The organism is Streptomyces sp. NPDC002784 (assembly GCF_053592135.1).
Map to the genome: position 1 here is coordinate 361,082 of NZ_JBSFVD010000003.1, position 25,608 is coordinate 386,689.

22 protein-coding genes and 2 pseudogenes are annotated in these 25,608 nt (G+C 72.7%); 12 read left to right on the top strand and 12 right to left on the bottom strand.

Features of this window, described 5'->3' with window-relative positions; all coding sequences use genetic code 11:
• The first annotated feature begins 148 nt into the window (after positions 1–148).
• Both ACWD1Z_RS08875 and ACWD1Z_RS08880 read left to right on the top strand, forming a co-directional pair.
• Complete coding sequence (locus ACWD1Z_RS08875) at positions 149–619, top strand: DUF5709 domain-containing protein (protein WP_451116829.1); 471 nt, start codon at positions 149–151, stop codon at positions 617–619.
• A 33-nt stretch (positions 620–652) separates the two neighbouring features.
• On the top strand, positions 653–913 hold the full coding sequence (locus tag ACWD1Z_RS08880) for a type B 50S ribosomal protein L31 (protein ID WP_451116831.1): 261 nt from the start codon (positions 653–655) through the stop codon (positions 911–913).
• A 20-nt stretch (positions 914–933) separates the two neighbouring features.
• Here the strand turns inward: ACWD1Z_RS08880 and ACWD1Z_RS08885 are convergent, their stop codons facing one another.
• On the bottom strand, positions 934–1,728 hold the full coding sequence (locus tag ACWD1Z_RS08885; RefSeq protein WP_451116833.1) for a metal-dependent hydrolase: 795 nt from the start codon (positions 1,726–1,728) through the stop codon (positions 934–936).
• A 145-nt stretch (positions 1,729–1,873) separates the two neighbouring features.
• Between ACWD1Z_RS08885 and ACWD1Z_RS08890 the strand changes: the two genes are divergently transcribed.
• Together ACWD1Z_RS08890 and ACWD1Z_RS08895 are read left to right on the top strand one after the other, a co-directional pair.
• A complete protein-coding gene (locus tag ACWD1Z_RS08890) occupies positions 1,874–4,387 on the top strand; it encodes a DEAD/DEAH box helicase (RefSeq protein ID WP_451116834.1) in 2,514 nt (837 codons plus the stop codon).
• Between the two features lie 19 nt (positions 4,388–4,406).
• Positions 4,407–5,276, top strand: a complete 870-nt coding sequence (locus tag ACWD1Z_RS08895) for an acyl-CoA thioesterase (protein ID WP_451116836.1) — start codon at positions 4,407–4,409, stop codon at positions 5,274–5,276.
• A gap of 1 nt (position 5,277) precedes the next feature.
• Here the strand turns inward: ACWD1Z_RS08895 and ACWD1Z_RS08900 are convergent, their stop codons facing one another.
• From ACWD1Z_RS08900 to ACWD1Z_RS08930, 7 genes and pseudogenes are all read right to left on the bottom strand, one after another.
• A complete protein-coding gene (locus tag ACWD1Z_RS08900; RefSeq protein WP_451116838.1) occupies positions 5,278–6,174 on the bottom strand; it encodes a DUF6397 family protein in 897 nt (298 codons plus the stop codon).
• A 126-nt stretch (positions 6,175–6,300) separates the two neighbouring features.
• Positions 6,301–6,714 carry a roadblock/LC7 domain-containing protein gene (locus ACWD1Z_RS08905; protein WP_451116840.1) on the bottom strand — a complete coding sequence of 138 codons (414 nt, stop codon included), beginning with the start codon at positions 6,712–6,714 and terminating at the stop codon, positions 6,301–6,303.
• A gap of 160 nt (positions 6,715–6,874) precedes the next feature.
• Complete coding sequence (locus ACWD1Z_RS08910; protein WP_451116842.1) at positions 6,875–7,480, bottom strand: GTP-binding protein; 606 nt, start codon at positions 7,478–7,480, stop codon at positions 6,875–6,877.
• 197 nt (positions 7,481–7,677) lie between these two features.
• Positions 7,678–8,090, bottom strand: a pseudogene (locus ACWD1Z_RS08915) (DUF742 domain-containing protein).
• Between the two features lie 19 nt (positions 8,091–8,109).
• Positions 8,110–8,583, bottom strand: coding sequence for a roadblock/LC7 domain-containing protein (locus ACWD1Z_RS08920; protein ID WP_451116843.1), 474 nt, complete (start codon positions 8,581–8,583; stop codon positions 8,110–8,112).
• Complete coding sequence (locus ACWD1Z_RS08925; RefSeq protein WP_451116845.1) at positions 8,580–11,099, bottom strand: sensor histidine kinase; 2,520 nt, start codon at positions 11,097–11,099, stop codon at positions 8,580–8,582. The genes ACWD1Z_RS08920 and ACWD1Z_RS08925 overlap by 4 nt, the downstream gene beginning before the upstream one ends.
• Positions 11,100–11,133: 34 nt before the next feature.
• Positions 11,134–11,907: an MHYT domain-containing protein gene (locus ACWD1Z_RS08930; RefSeq protein WP_451116846.1), complete on the bottom strand. Its 774-nt coding sequence runs from the start codon at positions 11,905–11,907 to the stop codon at positions 11,134–11,136.
• A 173-nt stretch (positions 11,908–12,080) separates the two neighbouring features.
• Here ACWD1Z_RS08930 and ACWD1Z_RS08935 point away from each other — a divergent pair, with 173 nt between their 5' ends.
• Positions 12,081–12,680, top strand: coding sequence for a class I SAM-dependent methyltransferase (locus ACWD1Z_RS08935; protein ID WP_451116848.1), 600 nt, complete (start codon positions 12,081–12,083; stop codon positions 12,678–12,680).
• A 4-nt stretch (positions 12,681–12,684) separates the two neighbouring features.
• On the opposite strand, the pseudogene ACWD1Z_RS08940 reads toward ACWD1Z_RS08935, so the two are convergent.
• Positions 12,685–12,795, bottom strand: a pseudogene (locus ACWD1Z_RS08940) (alpha/beta fold hydrolase); the annotation flags it as partial.
• A gap of 143 nt (positions 12,796–12,938) precedes the next feature.
• Between ACWD1Z_RS08940 and ACWD1Z_RS08945 the strand changes: the two are divergent.
• From ACWD1Z_RS08945 to ACWD1Z_RS08955, 3 genes are all read left to right on the top strand, one after another.
• Positions 12,939–13,235, top strand: a complete 297-nt coding sequence (locus tag ACWD1Z_RS08945; protein WP_451117142.1) for a hypothetical protein — start codon at positions 12,939–12,941, stop codon at positions 13,233–13,235.
• A gap of 137 nt (positions 13,236–13,372) precedes the next feature.
• The gene (locus ACWD1Z_RS08950; RefSeq protein WP_451116850.1) at positions 13,373–14,278 is read left to right on the top strand and encodes a hypothetical protein; all 906 of its coding nucleotides are present in this window, start codon (positions 13,373–13,375) and stop codon (positions 14,276–14,278) included.
• Between the two features lie 299 nt (positions 14,279–14,577).
• Positions 14,578–15,963: a tannase/feruloyl esterase family alpha/beta hydrolase gene (locus tag ACWD1Z_RS08955; RefSeq protein ID WP_451117144.1), complete on the top strand. Its 1,386-nt coding sequence runs from the start codon at positions 14,578–14,580 to the stop codon at positions 15,961–15,963.
• 45 nt (positions 15,964–16,008) lie between these two features.
• Here ACWD1Z_RS08955 and ACWD1Z_RS08960 read toward each other — a convergent pair whose 3' ends face one another.
• Positions 16,009–16,191 (bottom strand): hypothetical protein, encoded by a 183-nt coding sequence (locus ACWD1Z_RS08960; protein WP_389417658.1) that lies wholly within the window; start codon positions 16,189–16,191, stop codon positions 16,009–16,011.
• 235 nt (positions 16,192–16,426) lie between these two features.
• On the opposite strand from ACWD1Z_RS08960, the gene ACWD1Z_RS08965 reads away from it, so the two are divergent.
• From ACWD1Z_RS08965 to ACWD1Z_RS08975, 3 genes are all read left to right on the top strand, one after another.
• A complete protein-coding gene (locus ACWD1Z_RS08965; protein ID WP_451117146.1) occupies positions 16,427–19,285 on the top strand; it encodes an SNF2-related protein in 2,859 nt (952 codons plus the stop codon).
• A complete protein-coding gene (locus ACWD1Z_RS08970) occupies positions 19,282–20,547 on the top strand; it encodes an SWIM zinc finger family protein (RefSeq protein ID WP_451116852.1) in 1,266 nt (421 codons plus the stop codon). Before ACWD1Z_RS08965 ends, ACWD1Z_RS08970 begins: the two co-directional genes overlap by 4 nt.
• 135 nt (positions 20,548–20,682) lie before the next feature.
• Positions 20,683–22,023, top strand: a complete 1,341-nt coding sequence (locus ACWD1Z_RS08975; RefSeq protein WP_451116854.1) for an esterase-like activity of phytase family protein — start codon at positions 20,683–20,685, stop codon at positions 22,021–22,023.
• A 57-nt stretch (positions 22,024–22,080) separates the two neighbouring features.
• Here ACWD1Z_RS08975 and ACWD1Z_RS08980 read toward each other — a convergent pair whose 3' ends face one another.
• Both ACWD1Z_RS08980 and xylA read right to left on the bottom strand, forming a co-directional pair.
• Positions 22,081–22,560, bottom strand: coding sequence for a hypothetical protein (locus tag ACWD1Z_RS08980; RefSeq protein ID WP_451116856.1), 480 nt, complete (start codon positions 22,558–22,560; stop codon positions 22,081–22,083).
• Positions 22,561–22,797: 237 nt separating this feature from the next.
• A complete protein-coding gene (xylA, locus tag ACWD1Z_RS08985; protein ID WP_451116857.1) occupies positions 22,798–23,964 on the bottom strand; it encodes a xylose isomerase in 1,167 nt (388 codons plus the stop codon).
• Between the two features lie 183 nt (positions 23,965–24,147).
• Between xylA and xylB the strand changes: the two genes are divergently transcribed.
• The gene (gene xylB / locus ACWD1Z_RS08990; protein WP_451116858.1) at positions 24,148–25,593 is read left to right on the top strand and encodes a xylulokinase; all 1,446 of its coding nucleotides are present in this window, start codon (positions 24,148–24,150) and stop codon (positions 25,591–25,593) included.
• Positions 25,594–25,608 lie beyond the last annotated feature (15 nt).

Genomic DNA, 25,608 nt, shown 5'->3' on the forward strand with positions numbered 1-25,608 from the left:
GAAAAGGGGTGGAAGGGTGGATAGCGGCACCGGTTCGGGGAGCGTCCGGGAAGCATGCGGCACGCGCCGGGCGCAGCCAGTGCCCCGCGCGCCGGCCTGTCGCCGATCGCGGTGACGACCGGCCCGTCCCCACCACCTGGAGGTACCCGTGAACAGCGCCGACGGATGGGGGGACGACGTCTACCAGCCCGACGCGTCCGAGATCCAGGACGACGCGGGGCTGCTCGACGCCGAGGACACCCTGGACAACGACGGCGTCGACGATCCTCTCGACCGCGGCTGGTCCCCGCCGGAGCGGCCATGGGCGGTGGAGCACAACGGTGTGACGGCCGCGGAGCGCCACCAGGGCGAGACCCTGGACCAGCGGCTCGCCGAGGAGCTGCCCGATCTCTCCACCCCCGACGGCGACGGCCTCGGCGACTGCGAGGGCACCGACGGCGAACTGCTGGACAACGAGGTCGGCGCCGTCCGCTCCGGCCGCCTCGTCGCCCCCGACGAGGGCGCCCACGAGGACGAGGAACCCGCGCTGGTCGCCACGGACGTCGGCATCGACGGCGCCGCGGCCTCGGCCGAGGAGGCCGCCATGCACATCGTCGACGAGGAGTCCCTGCCCGGCTGACCCAGCCGCCAGGACAGCCCACGAGGAGCCTCCATGCAGCAGGACAAGCACCCCGACTACCAGCCGGTCGTCTTCCGGGACCGCGCCGCCGGCTACGCCTTCCTCACCCGGTCCACCGCGACCAGCGGCGAGACCATCGAGTGGGACGACGGCGAGACCTACCCGGTCGTGGACGTGGAGATCTCCTCGGAGAGCCACCCCTTCTACACCGGCAAGGCGCGCACGGTGGACTCGGAGGGCCGGGTCGCCCGCTTCGAGCGCCGCTACGGCGGGGCAGGCGGCGAAGGAACCTGACCGGCGAGGGCCCCGCTCGCTCAGATCACGTTGAGGGCCGCGGCACCGCCCACGCCGCCGAGCAGCATGAACGCCGGCATCAGCACCTTCAGCTCCACCCAGCTGCCCGCCCGGAACCGCAGGACCCTCGGCGGCCCGATCGGGTACCAGCGCTTGCGGCCCACCGGGATCGGCCACAGGATCGGGCAGCCCGACACCGTCAGCGCGTCCCCGATGTCGTGCACCAGCGCCCCCAGCACGATCGGCAGCCCCAGCCACAGGTACTCCTGGCCCGGCTCCGTGAACAGCCAGTCCGCGCCGTTGCCCGGCTTGGCCAGCACCCCCGCCAGGATCCAGGCGCTGGTCGCCCCCAGCAGCCAGACCAGGACATCGCTGCCGGATCCCCGCGTCGCCCGCCACAGCAGACCCTCGATGGCCAGCACCACGTGCGCGAAGAGGATCCCCAGCACCGCCCAGCGCCCACCGTTGACCGCCAGCGCCGAGGCACCCGCACCGATCAGGACCGCCCACAGCCAGGTGTGCGTGAGCGTGCGGTGACCGCCGGAGCGGCGCGGGTCGCCCTGCTTCTTGGTCGCCTTGTAGACGGCGTAGGAGAGCTTGTCGACGATCTCGCACAGCCCCCGGGAGAGCGGACCGAAGGCCCGGGAGATGGTGGCCGCCTTGTGGTCCAGGTCGGGGGCCAGCGCAGCGCCGGCACAGATCAGTGCGCCGACCAGCACGACGGGCCAGGGCATCGGGCGCCCGGTCGCGGCGGCAGCCGCCCCGACGCCGAGCCAGGCGGCAGCGCCCGACAGTGAGTGTGCTGGTCCCATCATGGCCGTTGCCCGCCCCATTCCTCGTGTGCCGCTGTCCAGTTGACGGAGTGCGCCGACATGTCGTCGGCGACACAGCGTAGCGTTCGTGATCTTCGTGCGGGCAGCCGATTCCCCCGTCGGCCAGGAGGCCAGGCAAGATGGGTGGGTGACCCTCATCGATCAGCTGCCGCCGACCCCCGACCCCGACGCCCTCTACGAAGCCTTCGAGTCGTGGGCCCAGGAGCGCGGTCTGACTCTCTACCCCCACCAGGAGGAGGCGCTGATCGAGGTGGTGTCCGGCGCGAACGTGATCGTGTCCACGCCCACCGGCTCCGGCAAGAGCATGATCGCGGCGGGTGCCCACTTCGCAGCGCTCGCCCGGGACGAGGTCACCTTCTACACGGCCCCGATCAAGGCGCTGGTGTCGGAGAAGTTCTTCGAGCTGTGCAAGCTCTTCGGCACCGAGAACGTCGGCATGCTCACCGGCGACGCGTCGGTCAACGCCGACGCCCCGGTCATCTGCTGCACCGCCGAGGTCCTCGCCTCGATCGCGCTGCGCGACGGCAAGCACGCCGACGTCGGCCAGGTCGTCATGGACGAGTTCCATTTCTACGCGGAGGCGGACCGCGGCTGGGCCTGGCAGATCCCGATCCTCGAACTGCCGCAGGCGCAGTTCGTGCTGATGTCGGCCACGCTCGGCGACGTCTCGATGTTCGAGCAGGACCTCACCCGGCGCACCGGCCGCCCCACGGCCGTGGTCCGCTCGGCGACCCGTCCCGTACCGCTGTCCTACGAGTACAAGTTCACGCCGCTCACGGAGACCCTGACCGAGCTGCTGGAGACCAAGCAGGCGCCGGTCTACATCGTGCACTTCACCCAGGCCCAGGCGGTGGAGCGCGCGCAGGCGCTGATGAGCATCAACATGTGCTCGCGCGAGGAGAAGGACCGGATCGCCGAGCTGATCGGCAACTTCCGCTTCACCACCAAGTTCGGCCGCAACCTCTCCCGCTACGTCCGGCACGGCATCGGCGTCCATCACGCGGGCATGCTGCCCAAGTACCGCCGCCTGGTGGAGAAGCTCGCCCAGGCCGGTCTGCTGAAGGTCATCTGCGGCACGGACACCCTGGGCGTGGGCGTCAACGTGCCCATCCGCACGGTGCTGTTCACGGCGCTGACGAAGTACGACGGCAGCCGGGTCCGCACGCTGCGCGCCCGTGAGTTCCACCAGATCGCGGGCCGCGCCGGCCGTGCGGGCTTCGACACGGCGGGCTTTGTCGTCGCCCAGGCGCCCGAACACGTCATCGAGAACGAGAAGGCACTCGCCAAGGCCGGCGACGACCCGAAGAAGCGGCGCAAGGTCGTCCGCAAGAAGGCGCCCGAGGGCTTCGTCGGCTGGACGGAGAACACCTTCGAAAAGCTCATCTCCTCCGAGCCCGAGCCGCTGACGTCGCGTTTCCGCGTGACGCACACCATGCTGCTGTCGGTGATCGCCCGGCCCGGCAACGCCTTCGAGGCGATGCGGCATCTGCTGGAGGACAACCACGAGCCGCGCAAGCAGCAGCTGCGGCACATCCGGCGCGCGATCGCCATCTACCGCTCGCTCCTGGACGGCGGCATCGTCGAGAAGCTCGACCAGCCGGACGCCGAGGGCCGGATCGTGCGGCTCACCGTCGATCTGCAGCAGGACTTCGCGCTCAACCAGCCGCTGTCCACCTTCGCGCTCGCCGCGTTCGAACTGCTGGACCCCGACTCGCCGTCCTACGCCCTGGACATGGTGTCCGTCGTGGAGTCCACCCTGGACGACCCGCGGCAGATCCTCGTCGCCCAGCTGAACAAGGCCAAGGGCGAGGCCGTCGCCGCGATGAAGGCCGACGGCGTCGAGTACGAGGAGCGCATGGAGCGCCTCCAGGACATCAGCTACCCCAAGCCCCTGGAAGAACTGCTCTTCCACGCGTACGACACGTACCGCAAGAGCCACCCCTGGGTCGGCGACCATCCGCTGTCGCCGAAGTCGGTCATCCGCGACATGTACGAGCGGGCCATGACCTTCACGGAGTTGGTCTCCCACTACGAACTGGCCCGCACCGAGGGCATCGTGCTGCGCTACCTGGCGAGCGCCTACAAGACCCTCGACCACAACATCCCCGACGATCTGAAGTCCGAGGACCTTCAGGACCTGATCGAGTGGCTGGGCGAGATGGTCCGCCAGGTCGACTCCAGCCTGCTGGACGAGTGGGAGCAGCTCGCCAACCCCGAGGTGATGACCGCGGAGGAGGCCCAGGAGAAGGCCGACGAGGTCAAGCCGGTCACCACCAACGCGCGTGCCTTCCGCGTCCTGGTCCGCAACGCCCTCTTCCGCCGTGTCGAGCTCGCCGCGCTCGACCAGGTCGAGGAGCTGGGCGAACTGGACGCCGACGCCGGGTGGGACGCGGACGCCTGGGGCGAGGCCATGGACAAGTACTGGGACGAGTACGACGACCTCGGCACCGGTCCCAACGCCCGCGGCCCGAAGCTGCTGGTGATCGAGGAGGAGCCGGCGAACCGGCTGTGGCGCGTCCGCCAGATCTTCGACGACCCGAACGGGGACCACGACTGGGGCATCAGCGCGGAGGTCGACCTCACCGCCTCCGACGCGGAGGGCCGCGCGGTGGTCCGCGTCACCGACGTAGGCCAGTTGTGAGCACAGGAGAATCCCACCCATGACGACGAATCCGGCCGAGAAGCTCGTCGACCTGCTCGACCTGGAGCAGATCGAGCTGAACATCTTCCGCGGCCGCAGCCCCCACGAGTCCCTCCAGCGGGTCTTCGGCGGCCAGGTGGCGGGCCAGGCACTGGTCGCTGCCGCGCGGACCACGGACGGCGACCGTCCGGTGCACTCGCTGCACGCGTACTTCCTGCGCCCGGGCCGGCCGGGTGTGCCGATCGTGTACCAGGTCGAACGGGTGCGGGACGGGCGGTCGTTCACGACCCGCCGGGTCACCGCCGTGCAGCAGGGCCGCACGATCTTCAATCTCACCGCCTCCTTTCACAAGCCTGAGCAGGGAAGCTTTGAACACCAGCTGCCACCGGCCCGGGAGATCCCGGACCCGGAGTCGCTGCCGACGGTCACCGACGAGATCCGGGAGCATCTGGGGGCGTTGCCGGAGCAGTTGGAGCGGATGGCGCGCCGCCAGCCCTTCGACATCCGCTATGTGGACCGACTGCGCTGGACGCCCGAGGAGATCAAGGACGCCGAGCCGCGCAGCGCGGTGTGGATGCGGGCGGTCGGCCCGCTCGGCGACGATCCGGTCGTACACACCTGCGCGCTGACCTACGCCAGTGACATGACCCTGCTGGACGCGGTGCGCATCCCGGTCGAACCCTTGTGGGGCCCGCGGAGCTTCGACATCGCGTCGCTGGACCACGCCATGTGGTTCCACCGGCCGTTCCGCGCGGACGAGTGGTTCCTGTACGACCAGGAGTCGCCGATCGCCACGGGCGGGCGCGGTCTGGCCCGCGGGCGGATCTACGACCTCCAGGGACGGCTGCTGGTCTCCGTCGTCCAGGAAGGGCTGTTCCGGCCGCTGTAGCTCAGACGCCTCTGCGGCGCAGCCAGCCCAGCAGGCGGTGGGGCGGGCGGGGTTCGTCGGGCACCTCGGTGGCCGGGCGGGGTTCGTCGGGCACCTCGGTGACCCGCTTCGCCGCGGGGCGTGGCGCGGGCCGGTGCTCGCGCGCCTCGTCCACGGCCCGCGCGAGGTCGGCCCGCAGCCAGCCGATCTCGTCGGCGTCGTCCGCCGTCATGATCTGCTCGCACAGGCGCGCGGCCGGTGATCCGGGTGCTCCGTGCACGGGCGGCCCGGGCCGGAAGCGGTGCACATGGGAGCGGTCGTAGGGATCGGTGACGACCTCCGCGATCTGAACGGGGTCGAGGAAGGCGGACACGGCTCCGGCCCGCTGCCACGGATCGTCGGTCTGCCGCAGCAGGAATCCCAGATGGCGTCCGCGCCAGTTGCGCGGACGCAGGTCCAGGCCGGCATCCAGCTGGTCCCGCAGCCCTTCGGGGGTACGGGCCTTCAGCAGCGGCGTGTTCTTCTCGTCGGCCGCGAACTGCCGTAGCTCCTCGGCCAGATACATCCAGACCACGGCCCGGTAGCGGTTCAGATAGAAGTGCACGGGCACCACCAGGCCCAGGCGGGCCAGGCGCGTGAACCGGCCGGGCGGCACCTGCATCAGGGCCGCCCCTTCCGTGGTGCCGACCGCCTTCACCCGCTCCAGGAGCGTCTCGGGAAAACCGTGCGAGGCTCGCACCCGCTCGATCTCCGCCCGGTCGACGCGGCGGGCGCCGCCTCCCGCCGCGTCGGGCACGGTCCGGATCTGGTTGAGGTGGACCGCGAGGTCGAACTCGCGCCGCTTCAAACCCAGTTCCCGTGCGGCCCGCCCGGGTGTGCAGGACGTGCCGTGCTGTGGGGTGATGGTGTCGCCTGTCATCGTCGCTCTCCCCCGTGGAGTCCGATGCTCACGCTGTGTGCGTTCGCCGTGACAGAACCGTAGCCGCTGCGGCGGATCTCGGCGCGAGCCTGTGGATAACTTCGCGGAGCAGAGCAAACGTGCAGCTCAAAGCTCTGTGGGGAAATCCCGCTCCGGCTTTCGGGCGTCGACCGCGAGGTGCTCGCCGACCCGGTTGACGAGCAGCGTCATCTCGTACGCGATCTGACCGATGTCGGCCTCCGCTCCGCTGAGGACGCAGAGGCAGCTGCCGGCCCCCGCGGCGGTCACGAACAGCACCGCGTCGTCGAACTCCACCATCGTCTGGCGCACTCTGCCCGCGCCGAAGTGATGACCGGAGCCCTTGGCGAGGCTGTGCAACCCGGAGGAGACCGCCGCCAGATGCTCGGCGTCCTCGCGGCGCAGTCCCGTGCTCGCCCCCGTCACCAGCCCGTCGTTGGACAGGACCAGCGCATGCCGCACATGCTCCACACGCTCGGTCAGATCGTCCAAGAGCCAGCCCAGTCCCTGATTCTGCGCCATGTCCTGTCTCCCCGTGCGATGTCTCCCCCTTGGTCGAGGGGGTATCTGCTCGCCAGCCTTGCCGACGAGCCGGGCTCCGGCAAGGAGGACGGGGGCACGGCACAGAAGATGACCGACACGGAAGGTCCTGGCGCACAACTCCGTCGCGGACTGAGCCGGTTCAGCTCACCGAGTCGAGCAGGCGGGCGGTGTGCATCCGCCCGGCGTACTCGACGAGCCGGATGAGCACCTCCTTGCCCGAGTCCCGGTCCCGGGCGTCACAGAGCACCACGGGCGTGCCGCTGTCGAGGTCGAGGGCGCGCGAGACGTCTCGGGCACCGTAGGCGCGGGCGCCCGCGAAGCAGTTGACGGCCACCACGAACGGGATGTGCCGGTGCTCGAAGTAGTCCACCGCCGGGAAGCAGTCCTCCAGGCGGCGGGTGTCGGCTAGGACGACGGCGCCGAGGGCGCCCTGGGAGAGCTCGTCCCACAGGAACCAGAAGCGGTCCTGGCCGGGCGTGCCGAAGAGATAGAGCGAGAGCCCGGACCGGATGGTGATGCGCCCGAAGTCCATGGCCACGGTCGTGGTGACCTTCTGGTCCACGCCGTCGGTGTCGTCCACCGACTGGCCGGCTTCGCTGAGCAGTTCCTCGGTGCGCAGCGGCCTGATCTCACTGACCGCGCCCACCAGAGTCGTCTTGCCCACGCCGAAACCGCCGGCGACCAGGATCTTCAGCGCCAGGGCGGTCGTCTCGCCGTCCGGGTCGGCGGAGTGCTCGGAGACCATCGATCACTTCTCTCGAAAGTGCCGGCAACGGGCGACGTCGTCGGGCGCGCACCGCGCCCTGACGGACCGTGCGTGTGCGGTTTCAGTGCGTGTGTGCGAGGTCAGCATCATGGCAACTCCAGCTTCTCCGCGAGGGATTCGACTGGTTTTTGCCCTACGCGACCGACTGGCGGTGCTTCCGTGTCCTGAACCGTCATCTACAGCGCCCGCAATCCTTCGATGACTTCGCGCAGAATCCGTTCGTCGGGAAGCTGCGCGGGCGGCACCGGGCGGCTGACGGTGACACGACCCATCTCCAGGAGGTCACCGAGGAGCACGCGGACGACGCCCACCGGAAGGTCGGCGCCCGCGGCGAGTTCCGCGACCGACTGCGTCTCGGGCCGGCACAGGTCGATCAGTGCCCGGTGCTCCGGTCCGAGGGCGGTGTCGCCGTCGACGCGCGGTGCGCTGGCGTCCAGGGTGACGAGCGCGATCAGGTCGAAGCGGACTCCGGGGGACCGGATCTGGTGCGTCCGCCCGTCATGGCGTACGGGCGGACGAGGGGTCCGGCCTCGTTGTCGTACCACTGGCTGCCCTGCTCGCGCGGGGCGCCTCTGAGGTCTTCGTTCATCGGTACCGACCGCCCTGTCTCAGCCTGCGGCGGGCGGCCGTGCGGCTACGCGCGGGGCGGTGCGGAGGTGTTCGCCGACACGTTTCACCAGCCGCGCCATCTCGTAGGCGACGAGGCCGATGTCGGCGGTCACGGCGGTGAGGACGGCGAGGCAGGAGCCGTCGCCCGCGGCGGCCACGAAGAGGAAGCCGTCGTCCATCTCCACCATGGTCTGGCGCACGCCACCGGCTCCGAAGTGCCGGCCCGCGCCCTTGGCGAGACTGTGGAAGCCGGACGCGACCGCCGCCAGGTGTTCGGCGTCCTCGCGGCTGAGGTCGGTCGACGCGCCCACGGCGAGGCCGTCGTTGGAGAGCACCACCGCGTGGCGCACCTCGCTGACGCGCAGCACCATGTCGTCCAGCAGCCAGTCGAGTTCGCCGGACCTCCCCCACTCTCGGCTTCGCTCGCGCGGGGGGACCCCCACGCCGTCCCTCATGCCGGGGTCCTGGATCATGCGGGATCTCCTTCGCTGCTGTCTCTGCGCGCTGTCGGATCGGGGGCGCCGCCGCGGCCGGGGCGCCGCCCGCCGCCGCGCGTCCAGCCGTCGCGGTACGCCGCCATGCGGTCCCGTACGAGTTCGGGTGTGCGCCGGTCCTCGTCCTGGGCGGAGGGCCGGTCCGGCTCCTCGGCGTGCGGCTCGCGCAGTTGCGGGGCGAGGCTCGCCTGCCGGACGCGGCGCGGGAGGTCGTCGGTGCCGTCGGAGTCGTCCGGTGGGCGGTGCAGTCGCAAGGCGGTGACTCCGGGGGGCGGGGTGTCGGTGGCGGTCTTCGCGGCCATGGGTGCGGGGGCCACCAGCGCGGGCCGGCCGGCCGGTGCCTCGACCGGCTCCTGGTGCGCGGCACCGCCGGGCACGCGCGCGTACTCGCGTTCGGCGGGCTGGGGGGCTTCGGCGGCCTTGCGGGGGGAACGTTCCGCCGCGCCGCCGTGCAGCAGCGAGGTGGGCAGCAGGACGACCGCGGTGGTGCCGCCGTAGGGCGAGGTGCGCAGGTGCACCTTGATGCCGTGCCGGGCGGCGAGCCTGCTCACCACGAAGAGACCGAGCCGGTCGCTGTCGAACAGGTCGAGCGCCTCGTACTGTTCGATGCGGCGGTTGGCCTCGGCGAGGGTCTCCTTGCCCATGCCGAGCCCGCGGTCCTCGACCTCGACCGCGTAGCCGTTGCCCACGGGTTCGCCGGTGATGCGCACGCGCGTGTGGGGCGGCGAGAACTGTGCGGCGTTCTCGACGAGTTCCGCCAGCAGGTGGGTGAGGTCGGCGACGGCCGCGCCGACGACGGCCGCCTCGGGCAGCTGTCGTACCTCCACGCGCGCGTAGTCCTCGACCTCGGAGACGGCCGCGCGCACCACGTTCGTCAGGGAGACCGGCATCCGCCAGGCACGGCCGGGTGCCGCGCCGGACAGGATGATCAGGCTCTCCGCGTGCCGGCGCATACGGGTGGTGAGGTGGTCGAGCCGGAACAGGTCGCTCAGTTCGTTCGGGTCGTCGGAGCGGCGCTCCATGCTGTCCAGGAGGCTGAGTTGCCGGTGGACCAGGACCTGGCTGCGGCGGGCGAGGTTGACGAAGACCCCGGAGATGCCGCTGGCGAGTTCGGCTCGCTCGACGGCGGCGCGCAGGGCGGCGCGGTGGACGGTGCCCAGCGCCTCGGCGACCTGTCCGCTCTCGTCCTCGGCGGGCGGCCCCGGCGGGGCCTCGGCCCGGACGTCGATCTCCTCTCCGGCGCGCAGTCTCCGCATGGCTTCGGGCAGCTTGCGGCGGGCGATGTCCAGCGCGCTGTTGCGCAGGCTCACCAGCTCCACGACCAGGCCGCGGCCGATGCGTACCGAGATCACCAGCGAGGCGGCGACGGCGGCGAGGCCGAACAGCACGGCGGCCCCGGCCGGGGTGAGCAGTCCTCGGGTGAACGGGTCGGCCCGCTCGGCGACTCCGCGTCCCGCGTCGGCCTCGATGGTCCGCATCTCGTCCTGCACGCGCGCGAGTGACCGGTCCCAGGCGGCCTGCGGGGCGGCGTGGATCGCGCGGGCGCCCGGCGCGGCGGCGAGGACCGCGTCCTCCGCGGCGCCCACGGCGGCGTAGTCACCGCCGGAAGCGAGCTTGTGCCAGGCGGTGCGCTCGGGGCCGCGCAGGTCGGCGACGGCGGCTTCGGTGAGGGTACGGCGGGTCTCGACCGCGCCGGCGAACAGCCGCAGCCGGTCTCCGTCGAGCTTCCCCGCCAGGCGCGCGCCGACCAGTACGGCGTCCTCCTGGGCCAGCGCCTCCCCCGCGCGGGAGAATTCGAGCAGCACGCGCGCGTCGGAGCCGAGCTCGGCGTCCTGGATGCCGGTGAGGGCGCCGCCCACGGAGAAGGCCGCCGCGATCGTCCCGGTGTACCGCTGATAGGTCTGCTCCCAGCCTGCCCTGCGGTCGAGCACCGCGGTCCGCAGCGAGCCGAGCCGTTCGGCGCCGGTGACGAACTCCTCCAGCCGCTGGGCCACTCCGGCGGGCAGTTCCTCGGCGTCGGCGACGGTGCCGCTGTCGCCGAGGCGCAGCTCGGCCACGGCCGCGTCGGTGCGTTCGGTGAGCTTGCGGTAGTCGCCGGCCTGCACCGCGGCGGGGTCGGTGGCGAGCCGTACCGCACTCGTGCGCTCGGTCTGGAGGGCGGCGACGGCGGCCGCGACGGGGGTGCGGATCTCGGCGTCGACGCGCTGGACCTGCCGCAGTCCGGAGACGTCCTGCGCGGTGGTGACGGTGGCGTGCGCCCACAGGGCCAGCAGCGAGACCACGGGCACCATCAGCAGGCAGACGATCTTGGCCCGGACGGTGCGCGGCCGGATCCGCCAGCCCCCTCCGCGCGCGGGCATGTCCTCGGGCAGCGCGCCCGCGTGCTCGTCGGGGCTCTCGTCGGCGGGCGGTCCCGCGTGGGCGCGGCGGCCGCGCACAGGCGGTGCCGACGGCGTCTCGGCGCCGGGTGCGGTGGTCCTACGGGGTGTACGCATGGCCTCCTCGCTCGGAAGTAGGTCGTGCCGGTGGCTAGCGGGCGACGCTCTCGACCGGTCGCTGGGCGGAGGCGGAGGCCGCGCGCTCCCCCGTCGTCGGGGACAGGGCGACGAAGGCCGAGGTCAGGAAGAGATAGGACCCGAGGCCGACGGCGAGGGGGAAGATGAACTGCATCGCCGTGGCCCCGGGCAGGACGTCCCCGGCGGGTGCGACCCGCACGCTCACCGCGGACATCCCGGTGTAGTGCATGCTGCTCACCGCCGCGCCCATGATCAGGGAGGCGACGGTGACGGCGACGGTCGACTTGATGTTGAGCGCCGCCCACAGCGCCGCCGTCGCGGCGACCACGGCGATCAGCACCGAGAGCCCGACGAGGACGGGGTCGTAGCTCACCTCGCCGTGCAGGCGCACGGCCGCCATGCCCAGGTAGTGCATGCTGGCCACGCCGAGCCCTGTGGTGAGACCGCCCAGAAAAAGCGCGCGCGTGCGGTCGCGGCCGTAGCCGACGGCGAAGACGCCGGCGCAGACGACGGCCATGGCGACGAGCAGGCTGGCGACGGTCAGCGGCACGTCGTAGCGGATGTCGGTGCCACTGACGCTGAAGCCCAGCATCGCCACGAAGTGCATGGTCCAGATGCCGGTGCCGATGGCCGAGGCGGCGGTGACGAGCCAGTTGCGGCGCGAGCGGCCGGTGGCGCCGAGGGCGCGGACGGTGCAGCGCAGCCCCAGCGCGGCGCCGATGCAGGCCATGGCGTACGAGAGCGCGGGGGTCAGCCACCCCAGGGCGGCGTGGTCCAGGTGTCCCATGGCCCAGGGACGCTAGTGGGGGCAGGGGCGCACAAAGAGGGCGCATTTCGAGAGGTGTTGGAATATGACCCGGATTCCGCCCACAACGATCGACTGCCGCTCGAACATGTGCACCGCTGCGTCACCTCTGGAGGGGAGGAGGTCACTCCCTCCGGTGAGGGATCATGCGGAACATGAGCGACGACCACACACATGTCCAGGAGTTCTTCACCGCCCGCGCCGCCGGCTGGGACGCCAGGTTCCCCGACGACGGCCCCGCGTACGACGCCGCGGTCGCCGACCTCCGTCTGCGCGAGGGCGACCGCGTACTCGACGCGGGCTGCGGCACCGGACGGGCCCTGCAGCCTCTGCGTGCGGCCGTGGGGCCCTCGGGAGTGGTCCTCGGCGCCGATCTGACTCCGGCCATGCTGGAGGCCGCCGTACGGGCAGGACGGCACCGGGACGGGCAGCTGCTGCTCGCTGACGTCTCCGCGCTCCCGCTTCGCTCGGAGTCGCTCGACGCCGTGTTCGGGGCCGGGCTCATCGCGCATCTGCCCCATCCGGCGCGGAACCTGCGGGAGTTGGCCCGTGTGGTGCGCCCGGGCGGCACCCTGGCCCTGTTCCACCCGATCGGCAGGGCGGCCCTCGCGGCCCGTCAGGGGCGGCAGATCACCCCGGACGACCTGCGGGCGCAGGCCAACCTCCGGCCGCTGCTCGCCGGTTCCGGGTGGCGCATGACGTCGTACGTCGATGTGGACGCCCGCTTCCTGGCACTCGCCGTACGGGAAGGCTGAACGCTCAGCCGCGCCCGGCGACGGCCGCGGCGAAGGCGGAAGGGTTGTAGAACATGACGTTGTGGCCGACGCCGGGCACCGTCACCACCCGCACCCCCGCCGCTTCCAGGGTCTGGACTGACGGCGTACCTCGGCCCGGCGGGGTACCCGGTGGCCTTGGCCGCGGCGTCCCCTTCTGTCGCCGAAAGCCCAACCCTACGGTGAACAGCAGGAGAGGGACGATCAGCCATGGCAACCCCGCAGGGGAAGGTGGTCAGCATGTTCGGCAAGGTCCGGCAGTCCTGGAGCAGAGTTCTGGACGCATGGCGCACGGAGTCCGACGGCGATCACGAAGGGCGTACGCACAACCTGTTCGAAGCCGCCGCGGCCTACGTCTCGGCCTGCGCGGAGGACGACCAGGAGCGCATCGAGGAGACCGAACGGTGGGTGTCGCCGGAGGCGCTGTCGTTCGGGGTGAACGAGCTGGCGTGCCGGGCCGTCATCGCCCTCGCGCGGGAACGCGACGAGTCCCCCGGCACCGTCGCGCGGGACCTCCTCGGCCTCCCCGCGGCCTGAAGCGCGCCGCCATCTCAGGTCGATTTCACCCCGTCCAGGCGGAAAACTGCAGCTCCGGGTGGGCCGGCAAGTCGTGACAAGGGCCTTCCGCTCGCATTAGGGTGCGCGCCGATGGACGAACCAATGAGGAGGCTGGTGTGGCCGGGACGGACGAGGACGCCGTCGCCGCCGAGGACGACGCGCTCTATGTGCTGACGGCGGTGCTGCTGACGCCTGCGAAGTTCCCGAGCGTGCTGGGCGACGACTATCCGGAGGCGTGCGCGGCGCTCGGCCTCGCGCCCCTCGCCGACGGGTACGGGCTGGTGCTCGGCCAGGACGGCGACGGCGCCCGTTGGACGGTCGTCATCGACGACGTCTCGCTGGTCGCGGTCGCCATCGCGTCCTGGGACTGCGGCATGGAGTACGACCTGTCGCCCGACGAGCGCACGGTCGTCGCCGCCCTGCCCGGCTGGCCCCTGGCGGTCGCCGTCGCGGCCCCCAACGTGCCCGCGCCGCACGACCCCGACCCCGACGAAGCCGACGGTCCGCCCCTGGCACCGCCGGACACCTCCACCTGGGGCCCGGCACAGCGCCGGCTGGGCGCCGATGAGATCGCCCTGCAGTGGGCGCTGTGGCGCGAGCAGCTCGACGACACCGACTTCCCGGCTCCCGGGAGCGGCTCCGCGGCCCCCGAGGGCCAGGAGACGGCCCAGGGGGCCGCTGAGGCGGCCTCGGAGGAGACCGCGGGCGAGTCCCCGGGTGAGTCTTCGGGCGGTGGCGAGCCGAAGCCCAAGGGGCACAGCGGCATCCGCCGGGTCCTCGCCGAGGCACGCGCCTACGTGGACACCCCGCCGCCCCTCGGACGGGTCCGGTCCGCCTTCGCCTCGGGCGACGCCCGCACCCTGCGCGCCGACGGTCCCGGCTGGTCGCTCGTGGCCAGGACCGACGACATCGCGTTCGTGCTGCTCGACGATGAGCCCGGCGAAGTCCTGCCGGTGGGCCGGGGCCCGGAACTGCCGGGTCTGCTGGAGGCCCTCGACAAGATGGCGGTACGCCCCAGCTGAGGCCGTCGGCCTCGGGCGCATGCCAGCGGCGGCAGCGCCGGACGCAGGCGGCCCCATAGCCGGGGAGACACGGGGACAGGCGGCCTCGTAGTGAGGGAGACACGGGGACACCGGATCGCGGCGAGCGCTGCGGCACGCGCGCGTGCGCTACGGCATGACGCCCGCCGGCACGTCGGCCGCACCCATGCGACGGCACCGTTCCATGTGGCCCCACCCCATGGATGAGGGGACCGAAGAACCACACCATGGGGCAGCTCCGACGCCGCCCCTGGCGTCAACTCCCGTCCCTGGAGGTCGCCATGCGCCTGTCCCGAGGTGTTCCCTTCGTCGCCGTCACCCTGATCGCCGCCGCGCTCGTCGGGCCGACGTCCGCCGGGGCCGCACCGGCCGGCGAGGACCATTGCGGCCGCCAGGAGCGGGTGCGGCTCCCCGGCGCGGCCTTCCAGCGGAGCGCCTGTCTTCCGGACCTGACCACCACGGGCCTCGCCGGGACCCCGTACACCGACCTGGCGGACCAGGCGGGGCTGACGGCCGCCCGCACCCGGGTGCCGGCCGGGGTGCCGGGGATCCAGATCGACGGCTACTTCCCGGACTCCTCGCGCTTCAACGCCACGCACGGCTGGAAACACGACGCGCAGTTCGTCCTCCGGCTGCCGGACCGCTGGAACGGCGGCCTGGTCGTCACGGGCGCGCCCGGCACGCGTCGGCAGTACGCCACGGACAAGGCGATCTCGGACCAGGTGCTCGCCCAGGGCTACGCGTACGCGGCGACCGACAAGGGCAACAACGGTTCCGACTTCTACCTCGACGGCACCCGGCCCGGTGACGCGGTGGCCGAGTGGAACACCCGGACCACCCAACTCACCCGCGCCGCCCGGAAAGCCGTGGCCCAGCGCTACGGGCATCTCCCGCGCCGCACGTTCATCACCGGCATCTCCAACGGCGGCTACCTGACCCGCTGGCAGTTGGAGAACCACCCGGAGCTGTACGACGGTGGCGTGGACTGGGAGGGGGCGCTGTGGACCGCGGACGGCCCCAACCTGCTCACCTCGCTCCCCACCGCCGTGGCCCGCATGTCCGGTGCCGCACGAGACGAGGATCTGTACGCGGTGGGCTTCGCGCGTGGCTCCGAATTCCTGTGGCCGTACCACGAGAGGGCCTACTGGGGTGTCACCCAGAAGATCTACCGCGCGGAGTTCGACCCGGCGTACGCCCCGGGCTGCCCCGGCCCCTCCGCCGGCACGACCGCGGACCAGATCCTCGCGCCCTGCGCCGAGGACGCGACCTACGACTACGCCTCCCGTCCGGCCTCCGTCCATCGCGCGGTGGCCCGGGTGGCGCTGACCGGGCGGATCGGCAGACCGCTGATCACGCTGCACGGCGATCTGGACGCGCTGCTGCCGAAGGCGGCCGACTCCGATGTGTACGCGCGCATGGTCGGCGCCGCCGGCCGGAGCTCGATGCACCGCTACTACACGATCGAGGGCGGCACGCACGTGGACGGGCTGTACGACACCTATCCGGACCGGCTGCGGCCGATCCTGCCCTGCTACCGCTCGGCGTTCGACGCACTGGTCTCCTGGGTGGACCGGAACGACCAGCCCCCCGCGGACCGAACCGTCGACAGGCCCGCGAGCGGCGACATGGTCAACTCCTGCGCCCTGTCGGATCCGGCCGAGCGCTAGCCGGCGGGCCTGGCCGGCGGATCATGCCGGCCAGGCCCTCATGCCTCAGCGGCCGAGCTCCTTGCGGGAGGAGCGGCGCAGTCTGCGCCGCTGTGAGGGGTCGAGTGCGAGGTACGCGGCGGCCGGGACGCCCAGAATGATCAGGAGCGCTGCCCACCAGGGCAGCCAGATGAGCAGAAAGATCCCGACCGCCGCACCTCCTGCGGCGATCTTGTGATTCCTCGTCATATGTGTCGCCTCCTCCGCGGCGCACTGCCGCTCTCTGCTCTGAAAACGGGCCCGCGCTTCCCGCGGTTCCGCATCACGACCCTGAGACGTCCCTGAGGTGCTCCCCCTACTGGTCCACCTCCTCGCCCACCCTCCCACGGCAGTGACGCGGAACACAGCCCCGGCATGCCGGTTCGCGCCGACCGGTGCTGTACCCTCGGCGGCCGACCTGGTAGTCAAGTTTGAGGAACTCACCATCGCTGTCCAGACAGTCCCCCCGGCTCCTCCCTCCGAGATCTTCGAACTGGCCCACTGTTCCGCCGTGTTCGTCCCCGGCGATCCGGCACGCACCGGCAGGGTCGCCTTCTGGTGCCCCGACGGCGAAGCCCTTCCCCGCCCCGCAGCGGCGTCGGCCGAGGATCTGACCGTCGTCGTGCCCGGCGACGACGGTGTCGAGCTCACCACCGTCCCCGCCGTGCTGCTGCCCCTGCGCGCCGCCCTGCCCGTCCTGATCCGCGCGCGTGCCACCGCGCAGGCCCACCGAGGGCCCGCGTTCTGGGGCGCGGCGGCCGTCCTGGCGCTGCACCTCACCGCGCGGGGACTGCTGTTGCCCGGTCTGTCGCCCGACGACCACGACGCCTGGCGCGTCGGCCCGCTGAGCACCGCGGACCTGGATCACGTCCGCCGGCTCGCCGCGGCGATGCCGCCCGAGGCACACGCCGTACCGCTGACGACCACAGCGGCCCTGCGGCTGCCCGACCCCGAACGGCTGCTGCGCTCCTTCCTGGACGCCGTCGCGGACACCCTGCCCCGCACGCCCGCGGCCCCTCTCGTCACCGGCGGCCCCGCCTACGCCGTACCGGAACCCCAGCACCTGCCCGGGTACCGCGCGTGGGCGGCCGATGTGGCCGCGGGCCACGACGCCGGCGTACGCCTGTCCCTGCGCGTCGAGGTTCCAGGACTGGCCGCCCTGGCCGAGGAGGCCGCGGCGCCCGCCTTCCGTGCGGTGCTCCAGGTGCACGGCGTGAGCGATCCGGCGCTTGTCGCGGACGCCGCGCAGGTGTGGGCCGGGACCTCCGCCTTCGGGTCCCGCGCGCGCATGGACGCCCTGCTGGCCCTGCGCGGCGCGGCACGCGCGTGGCCGCCCCTCGCGCCCCTGCTCTCGGCCACCGTGCCGGACGCCGTGGAACTGGCCGACGAGGAGGTCACCGACCTGCTCTCCACCGGTGCCCGGTCCCTGGCCGCGGCGGGCGTAGAGGTGCACTGGCCCAAGGGGCTGGCCCATGAGCTCACCGCCCGCGCGGTGGTGGGTCCGCCCGACGACGAGACGGGCTCCGCCAGGCTCGGCTCCGACACTCCGTCCTTCCTGTCCGCCGACGCCCTGCTCGCCTTCGACTGGCGGTTCGCGCTGGGCGACCAGCGGCTCAGCCGCGCGGATCTGGACCGCCTGGCCGAGGCCAACCGGCCGCTCGTGCGGTTGCGCGACCAGTGGGTCCTGGTCGATCCCGAGGAGGTGCGCCGGGCGCGCGAGCAGCGGGACCGCAAGGTGACGCCCGTCGACGCCCTGAGCGCCGCCCTGACCGGCTCGACCGAGGTCGACGGGCGCCGGGTCGAGGTGCAGCCCACGGGGTGGCTGGCGGCCCTGCGCGAGCGGCTCGCCGACCCCGAGGGGCAGGAGCCGGTCCCGCAGCCCGCCGCGCTCGCGGCCACCCTGCGCGACTACCAGCGGCGGGGCCTGAACTGGCTGGCCCGGACGACCTCCTCGGGCCTGGGCTGCTGCCTGGCCGACGACATGGGTCTTGGCAAGACCATCACGCTGATCGCGCTGCATCTGCACCGGCAGACGGACGACGCGTCGGCCGGTCCCACCCTGGTGGTGTGCCCGACCTCGCTGATGGGCAACTGGCAGCGCGAGATCGAGAAGTTCGCGCCCGGAACACCCGTGCGCCGCTTCCACGGGGCCCGGCGCGATCTCGACGCCCTCGCCGACGGCGAGTTCGTGCTCACCACGTACGGCACGATGCGCCTGGACACGCCCCGGCTCGCCGAGGTGCCCTGGGGCATGGTCGTGGCCGACGAGGCGCAGCATGTGAAGAACCCCTACTCGGCCACCGCGCGGGCGCTGCGCTCCATCGGCGCACGCGCGCGTGTGGCGCTCACCGGGACCCCGGTCGAGAACAACCTGTCGGAGCTGTGGGCGATCCTCGACTGGACGACCCCGGGACTGCTCGGCCGGCTCGGCACGTTCCGCACCCGGTACGCGCAGTCCGTCGAGAGCGGTCAGGACCCGGCCGCCGCCGAGCGGCTCGCCCGGCTGGTCCGGCCGTTCCTGCTGCGCCGCCGCAAGTCGGACCCCGGGATCGCGCCGGAACTGCCGCCGAAGACCGAGACCGACCGCGCGGTGTCGCTCACCAAGGAGCAGGCGGGGCTGTACGAGGCGGTGGTGCGCGAGACGCTCGCGGAGATCGCCGCGGCCGACAGCATGGCGCGGCGCGGGCTGATCGTGAAGCTGCTGACGGGCCTGAAGCAGATCTGCAACCACCCGGCGCAGTACCTCAAGGAGGAGCGGCCGGAGATCGCCGGGCGCTCCGGGAAGCTGGAGCTGCTGGACGAGTTGCTCGACACGATCCTCTCCGAGGGGGCGGGCGTTCTGGTCTTCACCCAGTACGTGCGCATGGGGCGTCTCATCGAACAGCATCTGGCGGCCCGCGGGGTGCCCTCCCAGTTCCTGCACGGCGGGACGCCGATCGCCGGGCGCGAGGAGCAGGTGCGCCGGTTCCAGGAGGGGGAAGTCCCGGTCTTCCTGCTGTCGTTGAAGGCAGCGGGCACGGGTCTGAATCTCACCCGGGCCGAGCACGTCGTGCACTACGACCGCTGGTGGAACCCGGCGGTGGAGGCGCAGGCCACCGACCGCGCGTACCGCATCGGTCAGACGCGGCCCGTGCAGGTGCACCGGCTGATCGCCGAGGGGACGATCGAGGACCGGATCGCGGACATGCTGATCCGCAAGAAGGAACTCGCCGACGCCGTACTGGGCGCCGGTGAAGCGGCGCTGACGGAGCTCTCGGACGCGGAGCTGGCCGATCTGGTGGAACTGCGAGGGGGTGCACGATGAATCGCTACGACGGTGACGAGCACAAGTACACCGAGCGCACGTTCGCGGCGCTGCCGCCCGCGCAGGGAACGGGCTTCGCGCAGACGTGGTGGGGACGGGCCTGGCTGAAGGCGCTGGAGGACGCGGCGCTGGACTCCCAGCAGCTCAAGGCGGGCCGCAGGCTCGCCCGCGCGGGAAGCGTGGGCGCGGTGTCGGTGCGCCCGGGGCGCATCACGGCCGTCGTCCAGGACCGCGACCGCACGCAGCACCGGGCGGACGTCCTGCTGGAGGAGCTGTCCGGCGAACAGTGGGACCGGTTCCTGGACATGACCGTCGAGCGGGCCGGGCATGTCGCGGCACTGCTGGACCGCGACATGCCGCCGCACCTGGTCGAGGACGCGGCGGCCACCGGCGTCGACCTGCTGCCCGGGATGGGCGACCTGGAGCCCGAGTGCGACTGCGAAGCCTGGGACCACTGCGCGCACACAGCGGCCCTGTGCTACCAGGTGGCCCGGCTGCTGGACCAGGATCCGTTCGTGCTGCTGCTGATGCGGGGACGGGGCGAACGCGCCTTGCTGGACGACATCCAGGCCCGCAGCACCGCGCCCATCGAGGAAGCGCCGGAAGCGGAGGGCGTGGACGCGGCGGAGGCGTTCGCGGCCGGGGACATCCTGCCGCCGCTGCCGGAACTTCCCCGGCTCCCCGAGCACCCGGGCGTACCGCCGTCCCTGGACACCGAGACACCTGCGCCGTCCGATCTCGACCCCGCCGCCCTGGAGTACCTCGCCGCCCGCGCCGCGGCGCAGGCGCACCTCCTGCTCGCCGACGCGCTGCGCGGAGCGGCGGAGCGGACAGCCCTGACACCGGCTCAGGACGCGGTCCGGCTCGCCGTCGGCACGTCCGTGGAGGCCGTACGGGAGCGCCTCGCCCGTGGTTCGGGGCGCTCCCGGGAGCAGTTGGAGCTGGCCGTACGGGCCTGGGAGTTCGGCGGGGCCGCCGCGCTGGACGTACTGGAGGACGAGTGGGCCGTGGAGGGCGAAACGCTCGTACGCGCGCGTGCGGCTCTGGAAGCGGCCTGGGACGAGGACGAACGGCCGTCGCTGCGAGCGAAGGGCAACCGGTGGACGGCCGCCGGTTCCGCCGGGCAGGTCCGGCTGGGACGGGACGGCCGCTGGTGGCCGTACCGGAAGCAGCGGGGCCGCTGGGTGCCCGCGGGCGGCCCGGCCCAGGACCCGGCAACGGCGCTGGCCTCGGCGGCGGCCGAGTCCGGGGCCGAGGAGTGACTCGCGCATCCTGAGCTCTGCGGGGCGTCGGCTCGACGAGCGGCCGACGTCCCGCGTTCACCCGGGGCTTGAGCGGCGTTCCGCGCGGGGGCCAAATCTGGCCACTGTCAGCGAACTTGCTCCACAGGAGGCCCGATGTCCCCGCTCGCCACCGGCCGGCGCCGCGTCCACCGTTCCGTCGCGGCGGGCGTACCCCTCGCCGTTCTGGCCGTCCTGGCGGCAACGGGTCCGGCCGTGGGCACCCCCTCCGGCGACGCGCGCGTCGTCGGCACCGCCACGCTCGGCGACATACCGCTCGGCGCCTTCAGCAACGCCCTGCTGCCCGGCACGGTCGCCGACGACCGGGGGGTCGACCTCGGCGGCATCGGCAGCGACATCTACCCGGCCGGCCGCAAGGGCGAGTTCTGGACCGTCACCGACCGCGGGCCCAACGGCCAGATCAAGGTGGACGGCACCAAGCGCCGCACCTTCCCGGTGCCCGGCTTCGACCCGGCGATCGTCAAGATCCGTGTCTCGGGCGGCTCGGTGCGGGTCGTCGACGCGATCCCGCTCACCACCTCCTCCGGCAAGCCCGTCACCGGACTGTCCAACCAGGAGGGCCGCGACGAGGCGCCGTACTCCTACGACGCGTCCACGCCGCTGTCGTACAACCCCAATGGCCTCGACACCGAGGGCATCGTGCGGGCCGAGGACGGGAGCTTCTGGCTCGTCGACGAGTACGGGCCCTCGCTCGTGCACGTCTCCGCGCCCGGGAAGGTGCTCACGCGCTATGTGCCCGAGGGGCTGAACCTCACCGGCGCTGACTACCCCGTGGTCGAGGCGCTGCCCGCCGTCCTGCTGCACCGGAAGGGCAACCGCGGTTTCGAGGGGCTCGCCCAGCTGCCCGGCGGCGACCTGGTGCTGGCCGTGCAGAGCCCGCTCTCGCTGCCCGACGGGGACGCCGGTGAGTCCTCGCGCACCACCCGTCTGCTGCGCTTCTCGCCGAAGCAGCGGGCGGTCACCGCCGAGTTCGCGTACCGCTTCGACCCGGTGGACGTGGTCGACCCCGGCGAGGACGACACCTCCGAGCTGAAGATCTCCTCGGTGGTCGCCGTCGGCGGCAACCGCCTGCTGGTCGAGGAGCGCACCGACAAGGCCGCCCGGCTGCACCTGGTCCGGCTGGACAAGGACGGGGACATCCTCGGCGGCCCCTGGGACGACGACACCACCTCCCCGTCGCTGGAGCAGCTCCAGGACCCGGCCGCCGCCGGCGTGCCCGTCCTCGCCAAGAAGCTGGTCGTCGACCTCGGCACGGTCGCCGGGGTACCCGGCAAGATCGAGGGCGTCGCGCGCGTGGACCGGGACACGTTCGCCCTGATCAACGACAACGACTTCGGCATGACCGACGGGAAGGGCGCGTTCGACGCGCAGGGCCGGCTCGTCGACAGCGGGATCGAGACGACGGTGACCTACGTCCGGCTGCCGCGCGGCATCTGACCGATGGCCCGCACGCGTGCGTGGCGGTTCACCTCCGCCCCGCACGCGACCGTCGCTCTACGGCAGCTCGGCCTCGTCGAGCTCCGGCAGCAGCGACTCGATCGCACTGGGCAGGTCGCTGGGAAGCTCGCTGGGCAACTCGCTGGGGAAGCCCGACGGCAGCTCGCTCGGCAGTCTGCTGGGCAGTTCCGTGGGAAGGCTGAACGACGGCCGCGGTGACGGACTCCGGGTGCTCTCCCCGGACGGCTTCTCCTCCGGCGAGTCGTCGCTCCCCGAGGCCAGCAGCACCACCAGGGCGACGGCCACGCCCGCCACGATCACCCCGAGCAGGGCGAGCAGCGGACCGCGTCGTCTCCCCGGTCCTCCGCCGGGCGGCGGTTCGTCGTACGGAGGCCCGTAGCCGCCGGTGGGCGGTCCGGAGCCGTCGGGGGGCGGGCCCGAGCCGTCGGAGGGCGGGCCCGAGCCGTCGGAGGGCGGGCCCGAGCCGTCGCCCGGCGGCGAACCGGGCGGCTGGGGCGGTACGGGCGGGATGGCCATACCGCCCAGCGTCACCTCTCGGCGGTGATCACGCGAGCCCGTCGCGGAAGTTGGTACCGGCCCATGCGGTGGACGGGACGATTCCGGTGCATTTCCCGCCGCGACCGGCGCATTCCTCGACCCAACCGGCGCATTCCTCGCCATGACCGGCGCGCGCCTCGCCGTAACGCGTCCCGTACCGGCGCCGCGCGCTCGCCCGCAGGCCAGCGCGCGACAACCGCACGCGCGCGTGCTAGTTCAGCCACGCGCTCCCAGCAGGTGGTCCATCGCCAGCTGGTCGAGCTGCTCGAAGGCCATTCCGCGCGTGGCGGCAGCCTCCACGTCGAAGTCCTCGAACGCGCCGCGGTCGGCGAGCAGGGACTCCAGGCCGTCGGCCGCGGTGGGCTGCGCCAGTTCGTCCAGACGCGCGGCCCGCAGCGCCTCCTGGACCTCGGGGTCCGCGCGGAAGGCCGCCGCGCGCTCCTTGAGGATCAGGTAGTTGCGCATGCAGCCCGCGGCCGACGCCCACACACCGTCCAGGTCCTCGGTCCGCGGCGGCTTGAAGTCGAAGTGGCGCGGCCCGGCGTAGCCGGCGCTCTCCAGCAGGTCGACGAGCCAGAAGGCGGCGCGCAGGTCACCGGCGCCGAACCGCAGGTCCTGGTCGTACTTGATGCCGGACTGGCCGTTGAGGTCGATGTGGAAGAGCTTGCCCGCCCACAGGGCCTGCGCGATGCCGTGCGGGAAGTTCAGCCCGGCCATCTGCTCGTGACCGACCTCGGGGTTGACGCCGTACAGCTCGGGGCGCTCCAGGCGCTCGATGAACGCCAGCGCGTGGCCGACGGTGGGCAGGAGGATGTCGCCGCGCGGCTCGTTCGGCTTGGGCTCGATCGCGAACTTCAGGTCGTAGCCCTGGGAGGTCACGTACTCGCCGAGGAGGTCGAAGGCCTCCTTCATGCGGTCCAGGGCCACGCGTACGTCCTTGGCCGCGCCGGACTCGGCGCCCTCCCGGCCGCCCCAGGCGACGTAGGTCTTCGCGCCCAGCTCGACCGCCAGGTCGACGTTGCGGATCGTCTTGCGCAGGGCGTAACGGCGCACGTCACGGTCGTTGGCGGTGAACGCGCCGTCCTTGAAGACGGGGTGCGTGAACAGGTTGGTGGTGGCCATCGGCACGGTCATGCCGGTGGTGTCCAGGGCCTGCCGGAAGCGCTTGATGTGCGCCTCGCGCTCGGTGTCCGAGGATCCGAAGGGGATCAGGTCGTCGTCGTGGAAGGTGACCCCGTGGGCACCGAGTTCGGCCAGGCGCTGCACCGTCTCGACCGGGTCGAGGGCGCGGCGCGTGGCGTCGCCGAAGGGGTCCCGTCCCTGCCAGCCGACGGTCCACAGGCCGAAGGTGAACCTGTCCTCGGGGGTGGGCTGGTAGTTCATGCCGCGGCTCCTTGCCTGCTGCGAGTTGCTTGCTGCCGACTATTTCGTCATGGCGATTTACAAATTAGTATGCCGAGGCATCCCTGGGAAGAGAACAGTTGTCCTCGGGCATGGTCACGCGCCGCACACAGGGCCCGGGCCGCAGCCGCACGCAGGACCCGAGCCGCACAGGAGGAGAGCCCGATGTCAGCAGCCGAAGGACCGCTCGTCGTCGGCGTGGACACGTCCACCCAGTCCACCAAGGCCCTCGTCGTCGACGCGGCCACCGGGCGCGTCGTCGCGAGCGGACAGGCCCCGCACACGGTGTCCGCCGGGGCGGGCCGCGAGTCCGACCCCCGCCAGTGGTGGGACGCCCTGTGCGAGGCCCTGCACCAGTGCGGCGACGCCGCGCACGAGGCCGCCGCGGTGTCCGTCGGCGGCCAGCAGCACGGCCTGGTCACCCTGGACGAGCGGGGCGAACCGGTGCGCCCGGCGATGCTCTGGAACGACGTCCGCTCGGCGCCGCAGGCCCGTCGGCTCATCGAGGAGCTGGGCGGCCCGAAAGCCTGGGCCGAGCGCACCGGCAGCGTGCCCGGCGCGTCCTTCACGGTGACGAAGTGGGCGTGGCTGGCCGAGCACGATCCGGAGGCCGTCCGCGCGACGAAGGCGGTACGGCTCCCCCACGACTACCTCACCGAGCGCCTCACCGGGGAGGGCACCACCGACCGCGGCGACGCCTCCGGTACGGGCTGGTGGGCGGCCGGCACGGAGGCGTACGACGAGGAAACCCTCGCGCATGTGGGCCTCGACCCCGCGCTGCTCCCCCGCGTGGTCCGGCCCGGCGAGGTGGCGGGCACCGTGCGCACCCACCACGACCTGCCGTTCTCCAAGGGCACCCTGGTCGCTCCCGGCACCGGCGACAACGCCGCCGCCGCGCTCGGCCTCGGCCTGCGCCCCGGCACCCCGGTGCTCAGTCTCGGCACGTCCGGCACGGTGTACGCCGTGTCCCGGCACCGCCCGGCCGACCCCACCGGCACGGTCGCGGGCTTCGCCGACGCCCACGGCGACTGGCTGCCGCTGGCCTGCACCCTGAACTGCACCCTCGCCGTCGACCGGGTGGCCGCGCTGCTCGGCCTGGACCGCGAGGCGGTGGAACCGGCCGGGGACGTGACGCTCCTGCCGTTCCTGGACGGGGAACGCACCCCGAACCTGCCGAACGCCTCGGGCCTGCTGCTCGGCCTGCGCCACGACACCACCGCGGGCCAGCTCCTCCAGGCCGCCTACGACGGCGCCGTCCACTCCTTGCTGGGCGCGCTGGACCTGGTCCTCGACGCCGACGCGGACCGCTCGGCCCCGCTGCTGCTGATCGGCGGCGGCGCGCGCGGCGGGGCCTGGCAGCAGACCGTGCGCCGGCTGTCGGGGCGTCCGGTGCGGGTGCCCGAGGCCAAGGAACTGGTGGCGCTCGGCGCCGCCGCCCAGGCGGCCGGCCTGCTGACCGGTGAGGATCCGGCCGCCGTCGCCCGGCGCTGGAACACGGCCGCGGGTCCCGTGCTGGAGGCGGTGGAGCGGGACGAGGCGGCCCTGGCGCGGATCGCCGGGGTACTCTCCGACGCGGCCCCGCTGCTGGAGCGGGGCACCCAGGCCCAGTGACCGCACGCACACCGA

What these genes read in the sequence shown, in the direction of transcription:
- ACWD1Z_RS08910 (WP_451116842.1), bottom strand. Translation starts at nt 7,480, where the DNA reads ATGGTCTCCGAGCACTCCGCCGACCCGGACGGCGAGACGACCGCCCTG.
- xylB (WP_451116858.1), top strand. Translation starts at nt 24,148, where the DNA reads ATGTCAGCAGCCGAAGGACCGCTCGTCGTCGGCGTGGACACGTCCACC.
- ACWD1Z_RS08920 (WP_451116843.1), bottom strand. Translation starts at nt 8,583, where the DNA reads ATGATCCAGGACCCCGGCATGAGGGACGGCGTGGGGGTCCCCCCGCGC.
- ACWD1Z_RS08975 (WP_451116854.1), top strand. Translation starts at nt 20,683, where the DNA reads ATGTCCCCGCTCGCCACCGGCCGGCGCCGCGTCCACCGTTCCGTCGCG.
- ACWD1Z_RS08935 (WP_451116848.1), top strand. Translation starts at nt 12,081, where the DNA reads ATGAGCGACGACCACACACATGTCCAGGAGTTCTTCACCGCCCGCGCC.
- ACWD1Z_RS08895 (WP_451116836.1), top strand. Translation starts at nt 4,407, where the DNA reads ATGACGACGAATCCGGCCGAGAAGCTCGTCGACCTGCTCGACCTGGAG.
- ACWD1Z_RS08980 (WP_451116856.1), bottom strand. Translation starts at nt 22,560, where the DNA reads ATGGCCATCCCGCCCGTACCGCCCCAGCCGCCCGGTTCGCCGCCGGGC.
- ACWD1Z_RS08960 (WP_389417658.1), bottom strand. Translation starts at nt 16,191, where the DNA reads ATGACGAGGAATCACAAGATCGCCGCAGGAGGTGCGGCGGTCGGGATC.
- ACWD1Z_RS08930 (WP_451116846.1), bottom strand. Translation starts at nt 11,907, where the DNA reads ATGGGACACCTGGACCACGCCGCCCTGGGGTGGCTGACCCCCGCGCTC.
- xylA (WP_451116857.1), bottom strand. Translation starts at nt 23,964, where the DNA reads ATGAACTACCAGCCCACCCCCGAGGACAGGTTCACCTTCGGCCTGTGG.
- ACWD1Z_RS08925 (WP_451116845.1), bottom strand. Translation starts at nt 11,099, where the DNA reads ATGCGTACACCCCGTAGGACCACCGCACCCGGCGCCGAGACGCCGTCG.
- ACWD1Z_RS08885 (WP_451116833.1), bottom strand. Translation starts at nt 1,728, where the DNA reads ATGATGGGACCAGCACACTCACTGTCGGGCGCTGCCGCCTGGCTCGGC.
- ACWD1Z_RS08900 (WP_451116838.1), bottom strand. Translation starts at nt 6,174, where the DNA reads ATGACAGGCGACACCATCACCCCACAGCACGGCACGTCCTGCACACCC.
- ACWD1Z_RS08945 (WP_451117142.1), top strand. Translation starts at nt 12,939, where the DNA reads ATGTTCGGCAAGGTCCGGCAGTCCTGGAGCAGAGTTCTGGACGCATGG.
- ACWD1Z_RS08955 (WP_451117144.1), top strand. Translation starts at nt 14,578, where the DNA reads ATGCGCCTGTCCCGAGGTGTTCCCTTCGTCGCCGTCACCCTGATCGCC.
- ACWD1Z_RS08880 (WP_451116831.1), top strand. Translation starts at nt 653, where the DNA reads ATGCAGCAGGACAAGCACCCCGACTACCAGCCGGTCGTCTTCCGGGAC.
- ACWD1Z_RS08905 (WP_451116840.1), bottom strand. Translation starts at nt 6,714, where the DNA reads ATGGCGCAGAATCAGGGACTGGGCTGGCTCTTGGACGATCTGACCGAG.
- ACWD1Z_RS08970 (WP_451116852.1), top strand. Translation starts at nt 19,282, where the DNA reads ATGAATCGCTACGACGGTGACGAGCACAAGTACACCGAGCGCACGTTC.